This is a genomic window from Orenia metallireducens (genome assembly GCF_003001995.1).
GTDB lineage: Bacteria > Bacillota > Halanaerobiia > Halobacteroidales > Halobacteroidaceae > Orenia > Orenia metallireducens_B.
Genome location: NZ_PVNB01000095.1, coordinates 1 through 1,069 on the forward strand (window position 1 = coordinate 1; position 1,069 = coordinate 1,069).

1 protein-coding gene is annotated in these 1,069 nt (G+C 36.9%); it reads right to left on the minus strand.

Annotated features, from left to right (window positions below; all coding sequences use genetic code 11):
- Positions 1-42: 42 nt before the first annotated feature.
- Positions 43-945, minus strand: coding sequence for a nickel transporter permease (gene nikC / locus BX659_RS18760; protein WP_097017623.1), 903 nt, complete (start codon positions 943-945; stop codon positions 43-45).
- Positions 946-1,069: the final 124 nt, after the last annotated feature.

Sequence of the window (1,069 nt, forward strand, 5' to 3'; positions counted from 1 at the left end):
ATCTTTAAGCTAGTAGCTAATAGCCAATAGCTAGCGACTAATTTATTTATCCTTCATTTTCGGATCTAAAGCATCTCTTAATCCATCACCAAATAGGTTAAATCCTAATACTGTAATAGCAATTGCTAGCCCTGGAAATGCAACTACCCATGGTGCTATCTGCAAAGATGCTCTACCAGCACTTAACATAGCTCCCCACTCTGGTATTGGTGGTTGAGCACCTAAACCTAAGAAACTTAAGCTTGCCGCTTCCAAAATGGCTCCCGCTATACTTAGAGTAGATTGAACGATTAATGGAGCTAAACAATTAGGTAATAAATGTCCAAGCATAATTCTTAAATCACTTGCACCTAAAGATTTAGCTGCTTCAATATACTCTTCCTCTTTGACTGTTAAGACAGAAGACCTAACAATTCTAGCAAAACGGGGTAAATTTACAATCCCAATAGCTAACATAGCATTGCTCAACTGTGGTCCCAAGATTGCCATAATAGCAATCGCTAGCAAGATGCTAGGAAAAGCAAGCATTATATCCATCAATCTCATAATCAACATATCGATCTTGCCACCATAATACCCAGCTATAACTCCCGCACTAACACCAAAAACTAGAGCTATTCCTACTGAAATAAGACCTACCTGCAATGAAATTCTAGAACCATAAATAATCCGACTGAATATATCTCGACCTAAGTCATCAGTTCCTAATAAATGTTGAGCAGATGGTGCTTTTAATCTATATAAAATCTTGGTCTCCAAAGGGTCATAAGGAGCTAATAATGGAGCAAGGATTGCAGTTAATATCAATAGTCCTATAATCCCTAACCCTACCATAGCAGCCTTATTCTTAAACAATTGTTTCAAGGCCTCAAACCATAACCCCTTACTCTGTTTTTCATGAGTTTGAGGAGTTTGATTATTTATTTCAACTTGTGTACTATCCATTTTGAACCTCCTTGTATTCTAACTAGCAGCTAGTTGATATGTTCCAGAACATCGTTTACGGTAAAAATTCCAAGACATCGTTTATTCACTAGTGATTATTTTGTTACAGGACATCGTTTATATT